The sequence below is a fragment of the uncultured Clostridium sp. genome (assembly GCF_947039605.1).
Taxonomy (GTDB): domain Bacteria; phylum Bacillota; class Clostridia; order Clostridiales; family Clostridiaceae; genus Sarcina.
Window position 1 is genome coordinate 1 of record NZ_CAMQZG010000084.1, and the last position, 5,686, is coordinate 5,686.

Below are 5,686 nucleotides of genomic sequence, written 5' to 3' on the forward strand. Positions count from 1 at the left end.
TTGAAACAGTTTTGAATATTTATTTTTTTATAAATTGCTTGTATATAAAATCTGCAAAAAGTGAGTTTGACCAAGCAAACCAATCTCTTGTAAATTTACTTGCATCATCACAGTGGAAACCTTCGTGCATATAGTGTGTATCTGCATCTGTATTTTTTAGTGTTTCCATAAGAGAAGCTATTTCAGTTTTATCATGAGTTGTTAATCCTTGCATTGCTAGTGCAATATGCCAAATATATTCTTTTGGAGTATGTGGACTGCCTATACCCTTAGCCACTTTTCCTTCGTAATAGTGAGGATTATTTTTGCTAAGAATAAATTTTCTTGTATTTTGATATATGGCATCTTCTATCTTTCTATAACCAATGTATGGTATAGAAAGAAGACTTGGCACATTAGCATCATCCATGAAGTTATAATTTCCAAGTCCATCAACTTCATAAGCATAGATTTTACCAAACTCAGGATTTTCTACTATTGCATATTTTTCTATAGCATTATCAATTTCAATTTTAAGTTTATTCGCTCTGTTGGCAAATTCTATATCTGAATAAATTTCTTTTGATATTTCAGATATTTGAGATAGTGAAACAGATGCAAACATATTTGCTGGTACAAGATACCCGTATTGACAAGCATCATCGCTTGGTCTAAACCCAGACCAAGTCATACCAGTATATGTAACTGGATTTCCAAGACCATTATTACAAAGCGTGTCTGTTTTAGAGCAGTTTAATCTTTGGAATGAGTAATCAGATTTTTCAAAGTGATATTGCTCAGTTTCCCAAAGTTCTACTATTGTAGTAAAGTTCTTTTTCACATTTTCTGTGAAGATAGAAGTATCTCCAGTTTTTCTCCAATATTTATAGATAAGTCTAACAGGGTAGCAAAGTGAATCTATCTCATATTTTCGCTCCCAAACCCAAGGACTATCTTTTGTTATATCATTATCCCACTTTTGCCCATTAGCAGTTTTATTAAAAGCATTTGCATAAGGGTCTATTTGAATACATTTCATTTGTCTATTTATAAGACCTTTAAATATATCTCTGATTAATGGGTATTCATTTGCAAATGGAAGGTAATGTTCTATTTGAGAAGTTGAATCTCTAAGCCACATTGCAGGAATATCACCTGTAATAATAAAAGCATCATTTTCATCTGGAAGTATAACAGTCGTTTCCATTGTATCTATAAAACATCTATAAAATATTTCTTTTAATTTATCATCTTCTATTTTATTTGAAAGCTCTACACCTATATTTTTTATAAGTTCTTTTAAAGTTTCAAGTTTCATTTCTGTAGTCATAATTAAAAATCCCCCTAACTTAGTATCAGTTGATTTGATTTTAAACCATAACTGAAAACCTTTAAATAGTTAGGAGGATTTAACTAGAATAATTTTTATATATTAAAACTTTTTACACTAAATATTAGCTTTTTCTTCAAGTTCTTTTACTAAAGTTTTGTTTGCAAATGCCATAAGAAATGTTGCAACACTACCTATAAATAAAACAGTTGTTGCTGGATTTATTTCAAACAGAACAAGTGTTGCTAAAAGACAAAGTATATTACTTATAGTAATTATTGGTCTTGTGATAGTAAGAATACTAGCTGATTTTACTGTACTTAAAATATTCATTGAAAATTTACTCGTAAGGGTAAATATGTGTGGTGTAATAAATAGTAGCACAAATAAAAGCCCTGTAAATATCCCTGTAAATAGTATACTACCATTCACTTGTGAGAAAAATTTAATGTTTGTATATAGTATAAAGATTGTAATAAGTTCTACAATCCATATTAAAGTTGCATTTTTAAAGTTAGATTTATATGCTCTTTTAAAGTCTTTAAAAGGCTCGACTTCGCCATTCTTAAGGAGTTTATCCATGCAATATAAAAGTGATGTGAATGAAACTGCAAATGGAATTGCACAAAGTAAAAATAGCGGTAGGTAAGTTCCAATTCTACTAATACCTACAAAAAGTAAAAATAAAACTAATGGAGTGTTAACCACAAGAAATAAGATATTTAAAGTCAAAAACCAAAAAATATAATTAAAGAAAGTTAATATTTTCTCAACATTGATAATATTAGTCATTTTGTATACCCCTTTCAAAAAAGACAAAATTATTTAAATATAGTAAAATAAAGTATATTGAAAACTGTTTCTATTGTCAATCTGACAAAAATCAGAAATATATTACTTATTCTAGGTTTGTACTTTTGAGGGGGAAAAATGGATAAAAAGGGGAGAATTATTTATAAAAAATTATTTGTTGTTTATACAGCAGTTATTATTCTTTTGATTGCTTTATTGGATTTATATTTTTTAAACTATTCAATGGATCTGACAAAAGAGAATAAGATGTATGTGAACCAGCAATTAGTAAATGCAGTATCATCAAATATAGATAATCAATTTGTAGCTACAGGTATGATAACAGATGGAATTTATACATATAGAGAAAATATTTTAGACTTGCTAAAATTCCTAGAGTTAGATTTCAATGAATACAAAAAACAAAAGCTAGATGCAATCGTTGAAAGTCCAGGGGCTTTTTATAATGGGACAGAAACCTTAGTTAAAAGAAGTTTTGAGACTTATCCAACTCTTAGTAATATAACAACAATTTCTAAAGTGAAAAAAGAAGCTCGTATTTTTAATAGAAATACACAAATTGATTTTAGAGCAGTTGATGATTACGATAAGATTAAGGAAGAAAACGTTATAAGTGGGAATAATAGTATAACACATGTAATAAAAATTAATGATACAACAAACCTAGAAGAAAAAGGGCTTATGCTAGTTACATACAAGCTTAGTGATTTCAGAGAAATTATTAAAAAACATGAAATGTATAATGATGTTTTTATAATTGATAAGATGAATAATTTAATTTATGATTCTGGTGGGATTTATGATGAAACTTGGTTTGAAAATTTTTCAGAAGACTTAGATAATAAGTCGGTATTTATTAAAAAAGCTGGAGATTATCATAATTTAAGTTATATTAATAATGAAATTATAGTTGTTGGAAAAGTTTCTAAAATGAGTTTAACTATGTTACCAATTGATTTTTGTATAGCACTAGCACTTATAGATATGCTTGTTTTTGCTATTGCAGAAGGAATTATATATTTAAAAATCAAAAAGCTTAATAGTAGATTAGAAAATACTGTGGATGCTATGGGAAAAGTTCAAAGTGGAGATTTAACAGTTAGAATTAAGACCAATAATGAAAATGATGAATTAAGTTATATAGGAGATAGTTTTAATGAAATGTGTGAGGAACTTGATAGATATATTAAAAGGAGTTACCTTGCAGAGATAAATCAAAAGAATGCTGAGATGAAGCATCTTCAGAGTCAGATTAATCCACATTTTCTTTATAATACTTTAGAGGTTATAAGGATGAAAGCCATTTGTAATGGGGACAAAGAAGTTGGAAAAATGCTTTATAATCTAGCAGTTTTATTTAGAAGTCAGCTGAAGGAAAAAGATATTATAACAATTAAGACAGAACTTGATTACTGTAAAAAGTATTTAGAGTTATTTAAGTTTAGATACCAAGAAAAGTTCAATTATGAGATAAATTGCGACCAAGAATTGCTAGAAAATAACATAATAAAGTTTGTTTTACAACCAATAATAGAAAATTATGTTGTTCATGGAGTAAGGCTTGCAGATAGCGATAATAAATTAGATATAAGAATAGAGTCACAGGGGAATGACATCAACATTTATATAATAGACAATGGTATAGGAATTTCCACTGAAAAATTAGAACAGATAAAAACTAAATTAAGCGATAAGAATTTACAGAGTGATTCTATTGGGATAGTAAACGTAAATCAAAGAATTAAAAATATTTATGGTGATAAATATGGAGTTACTTATATTGAGGGAGTTGAAGTTGGGACAACAGTTCTTATAAAGATTCCAATAAACAAGGGGGAAGGTTTATGTTAAAGGTTATGTTAGTTGATGATGAAAATCTAATTGTTGAAGGGCTAAAACATATAATTGAGTGGGATGAACTTGGGCTTGAAGTTGTTGTAACAGCAAATGATGGTATGCAAGCTATAGAAAGATTTAAAAAAAATCCAGTTGATATAGTTGTTACTGATATCAATATGCCAAGAGTTACAGGTCTTGAACTTTTAAAAAGTTTAAAAGAGATTAATGATGATGTAAGGTTTATAGTTTTAAGTGGATATGATACTTTTTCATATGCTAAGAAGGCTATAGAACTTGGGGTTAAGTCATATCTTTTAAAACCTGTTGATGAGGAAGAACTTGAGAGTACTTTAAAATCTATAGTTGATGATATCAATAATGGAAAGAAGCGAGAACAAAACCTTGTTATAAAGAATGGTAAAATAATTGATTTTATAAATTCAAAAATTAATGTTGAGGAGCTCATTGAGTTTGCATCAATAATGAAAATTAGATTTGATGGACAGGCTTATAGAGTTGCTAATATTCTTCACGGTGCAGCAAATATTGATGAAGTTATTTCTTGTATAAAAGAAAATGTTTTGAGTACATTTGAAATAGTACCAAATCATGATGGAACTATTATATTAATTAATAGTTTTGAACAGCAAAACTCAGAGCAAGGAATTAGAGAGTTCTATAAAATTATAAAAGATACTGTAAAAGATGAACTAGGTACAGATATATTTATATCTGTGGGTTCAGTGGTTACAGACTTTAAAGAAATGCCTCAAAGTTTTAGAGAGAGTAGAAATGCTAAAAAGTATGTTCTTGTTGAAGGGTATGACAAGGTACTATTTAGTGAAGATATTGATATTTCAGATTTTGAGAGTTTAGATTTTAAGAAAGAAATTGAATCAATTAATAAATTTGTTATAGAAAAAAATAAAGATGCGGTTAAAGAATATATCTTAGAGGTGTTTAGAAATAAAAGTTTAACACCAAAGCACATATATGATTTATCTATCAAAGTGGTTATACTTATTGATGATATTTTAAGAGAGTTTAATTTAGAAAATAAGTATGGTAGAGAAAGTCTAAGTAGTGCAATAGTTGATCTTTGTAGTGAAGATACAAGAGAAAATATAGAGAAGTTCCTTGTAACAGAACTTGAAGAACTTATAAAAGTTATAAGTGATAATATTCAGGTTTATAGTCCTGTTGTTCAGCAGGTGGTTAAAGTTATAAATGAGGAATATAAGGAAGAGTTAAGTTTAAAAACTCTTGCAGCTAAGTATAGAATAAATAGTTCTTATCTTGGGCAAATCTTCTCTAAGGAAGTTGGGGTTTCCTTTTCAGAATATCTTAACAAAATTAAAAATACGAAAGCGAAAGAACTTATTTTAAATACAAATATGAAGATAAATAATATTGCTAAAGAGGTTGGTTATACAGATACAAGTTACTTCTATAGAAAGTTTAAGAAGTACTATGGAGTTTGTCCATCAACTCTTAGAGAAATGAAAAATTACTAAATTTTATGCTATGAAGGAAAAGTTTTCTTTCATAGCTTTTTTTTGTATATTATTTTAAATTTTACACATACTAAGTTTGAAGGATATAAGTATTTAGTTTTTTGCTAGATACAACAATAAAATTTAGGAGTAAACTAATAGTTAGTAAATTTATAGACAAATGTGTTTAAATATGTTGATATATACTCAAAGGAGTTGATTAACATAAACA

General features: G+C 27.8%; 4 protein-coding genes. 2 read left to right on the top strand and 2 right to left on the bottom strand.

Annotated features, from left to right (window positions below; genetic code table 11):
* Positions 1-19: 19 nt before the first annotated feature.
* On the bottom strand, positions 20-1,297 hold the full coding sequence (locus Q0V24_RS16760; RefSeq protein ID WP_297523278.1) for a glycoside hydrolase family 125 protein: 1,278 nt from the start codon (positions 1,295-1,297) through the stop codon (positions 20-22).
* A gap of 129 nt (positions 1,298-1,426) precedes the next feature.
* Positions 1,427-2,101: a DUF624 domain-containing protein gene (locus Q0V24_RS16765; protein WP_297523273.1), complete on the bottom strand. Its 675-nt coding sequence runs from the start codon at positions 2,099-2,101 to the stop codon at positions 1,427-1,429.
* A 138-nt stretch (positions 2,102-2,239) separates the two neighbouring features.
* Between Q0V24_RS16765 and Q0V24_RS16770 the strand changes: the two genes are divergently transcribed.
* Together Q0V24_RS16770 and Q0V24_RS16775 are read left to right on the top strand one after the other, a co-directional pair.
* On the top strand, positions 2,240-3,973 hold the full coding sequence (locus tag Q0V24_RS16770) for a sensor histidine kinase (RefSeq protein WP_297523274.1): 1,734 nt from the start codon (positions 2,240-2,242) through the stop codon (positions 3,971-3,973).
* Positions 3,967-5,475 (top strand): response regulator transcription factor, encoded by a 1,509-nt coding sequence (locus Q0V24_RS16775; RefSeq protein ID WP_297523276.1) that lies wholly within the window; start codon positions 3,967-3,969, stop codon positions 5,473-5,475. Before Q0V24_RS16770 ends, Q0V24_RS16775 begins: the two co-directional genes overlap by 7 nt.
* Positions 5,476-5,686 lie beyond the last annotated feature (211 nt).

Bases quoted from the DNA above. Each gene is read 5' to 3' on its own strand.
- Q0V24_RS16760 (WP_297523278.1), bottom strand. From the start codon at position 1,297: ATGAAACTTGAAACTTTAAAAGAACTTATAAAAAATATAGGTGTAGAG.
- Q0V24_RS16770 (WP_297523274.1), top strand. From the start codon at position 2,240: ATGGATAAAAAGGGGAGAATTATTTATAAAAAATTATTTGTTGTTTAT.
- Q0V24_RS16765 (WP_297523273.1), bottom strand. From the start codon at position 2,101: ATGACTAATATTATCAATGTTGAGAAAATATTAACTTTCTTTAATTAT.
- Q0V24_RS16775 (WP_297523276.1), top strand. From the start codon at position 3,967: ATGTTAAAGGTTATGTTAGTTGATGATGAAAATCTAATTGTTGAAGGG.